This window comes from Ruminococcus sp. RTP21484sp1_RTP21281st1_A8_RTP21281_210402 (assembly GCF_040914025.1).
Taxonomy (GTDB): Bacteria; Bacillota; Clostridia; order Lachnospirales; family Lachnospiraceae; genus Blautia_A; species Blautia_A faecis.
In genome coordinates, this window is the sequence record NZ_JBCPGE010000047.1 from 1 (window position 1) to 2135 (window position 2135).

Annotated in this window: 2 protein-coding genes; one reads left to right on the forward strand and one right to left on the reverse strand. The window is 45.9% G+C overall.

The window, feature by feature from the left end:
• Nucleotides 1-76: 76 nt before the first annotated feature.
• The gene (locus AB5170_RS18055) at nucleotides 77-910 is read right to left on the reverse strand and encodes a deoxyribonuclease IV (protein WP_173771390.1); all 834 of its coding nucleotides are present in this window, start codon (nucleotides 908-910) and stop codon (nucleotides 77-79) included.
• A 369-nt stretch (nucleotides 911-1279) separates the two neighbouring features.
• Between AB5170_RS18055 and AB5170_RS18060 the strand changes: the two genes are divergently transcribed.
• Nucleotides 1280-2135: sodium-dependent transporter (locus tag AB5170_RS18060; protein ID WP_368365126.1), on the forward strand; the 856-nt coding region annotated here is incomplete at its 3' end.

Here is a 2135-nt window from a genome sequence, read left to right on the forward strand (position 1 = left end):
TTGCGCCGGCGAGTGAGTAATACACATTGTCCAAATGCGTCCGCATTGAAGAACTTTTAATCAACTAAATAGCAATTTATTCTGAATATCTTTCCCTAAGAAGTGCAATTTCTCTTGTCCAACCCTCATCATCATTAGGCGTTTCCAGAATAAAAGGCTTTCCCTCCAATGCCGGGTGCCGGATGACACGGACAAGGGCATCAAGACCAATCTGGCCTTCCCCGATTCTGGCGTGGCGGTCTTTGTGACTGCCAAGAGGGTTGAGGCTGTCGTTTAGGTGGATGGCTTTTAAGTGGTCGAGACCGATGATGCGGTCGAATTCAGTTAAGACACCGTCCAGGTCGTTTACAATATCGTAGCCGCCATCCCACACATGGCAGGTATCCAGGCAGATTCCAAGTTTATCGCGTTTTTCTACAAGGTCCATGATGGCACGAAGCTCCTGGAAATGGCTTCCCACCTCAGAGCCTTTTCCAGCCATGGTTTCAAGAAGAACTGTAGTGGTCTGTTCTTCAGTAAGAACTGCATTCAGCACTTCTGCAATCTTCTGAATTCCAACCTCTATTCCCTGTCCCACATGGCTGCCTGGATGGAAATTATAATAATTTCCTGGTGTGGCTTCCATGCGTTTCAGATCATCCGAAAAAGTATTTCTGGCAAAATCCCGCAGATTTTCTTTGGCCGCGCAGGCATTTAAGGTATAAGGCGCATGCGCCACGATTTTGCCGAATTCATGCTCCCTGGCAATCTCCTGAAACTTCGCCACATCTGCAGGGTCAATAGCTTTAGCATTCCCTCCTCTTGGATTTCTGGTAAAAAATGCAAACGTGTTGCCGCCATTTTTTACAATCTGGCGTCCCATGGCTGCATAGCCTTTAGATGATGAAGTATGATTTCCTATATATAACATGTCGTTTTCCCTTCTTATTTACTATTTTATTATGAAAATCCCGTACGGTAGCCAAAAATGAGCCATGCTTGCACGAGCGAACTCTTGGATATCGAACGGGCTAGACCGTATGAGTAAGTAGGGCGATGGCCCGGATTACGAATGCGGTCGGCAGCTGCGGGAGCGCCATAGGCGCGAAACAGCTGACTCTCAGGCACTCCTTAAGCACATCCTATATATTTTAGCATTTCCCCCTTCTTTTTCAAGATATTTATTGACGAAAACCCATTTTATTCTTATACTGTTAAAAGGTGTGCTCTTCTGTAAAAAAGACTTTTGTCCCATACTTTTTCACAGAATTCATACATAGAAAAAAGGAAGGAAATCAACATGAAAGAACGTGAAAAGTTTTCATCCCGGCTTGGATTTATTCTCATTTCAGCCGGCTGCGCCATTGGAATCGGCAATGTATGGCGCTTCCCTTATATAACAGGACAGTACGGCGGCGCAGCATTTGTACTGATCTATCTTCTGTTCCTTGTAATTCTTGGACTGCCTATTATGGTTATGGAATTTGCTGTCGGACGCGCAAGCCGCAAGTCCGCTGCCAGAAGCTTCCATCTCCTTGAGCCAAAGGGCACCAAATGGCACCTTTACAGCTATGGAGCCATGCTTGGCAACTATATGCTGATGATGTTTTACACCACTGTAGGCGGCTGGATGCTGGCTTACTTCTTTAAAATAGCAAGCGGCACCTTCACAGGTCTTGATACAGAAGCGGTAGGAAACGTATTTAACACCATGCTCTCCAATCCTGGAGAAATGACCTTCTGGATGGTAATCGTAACTGCATTCGGTTTTGGTACCTGCTGCATGGGACTGCAAAAAGGTGTTGAGCGTATCACAAAGGTTATGATGGTATGTCTTCTTACTATTATGGTAGTTCTTTGCGTTAAGAGCTGTACGCTTCCAGGTGCCATCGAGGGTATTAAGTTCTATCTTCTCCCGGATTTTGGCCGTCTGAAAGAGAACGGACTGCTTTCCGGTATTTATGCCGCTATGGGACAGGCATTCTTCACCTTGAGCCTTGGGATCGGCGCAATGGCAATCTTTGGAAGTTATATCGACAAAGACCGCAGCCTTATGGGCGAATCCATCCAGATTGGTATTCTGGATACTTTCGTGGCACTGATGGCCGGACTTATTATTTTCCCCGCATGCTTTGCTTACAATGTAAGCCCTACAC

Excerpts from the sequence above, each read along its gene's own strand:
- AB5170_RS18055 (WP_173771390.1), bottom strand. The coding sequence starts at position 910 with ATGTTATATATAGGAAATCATACTTCATCATCTAAAGGCTATGCAGCC.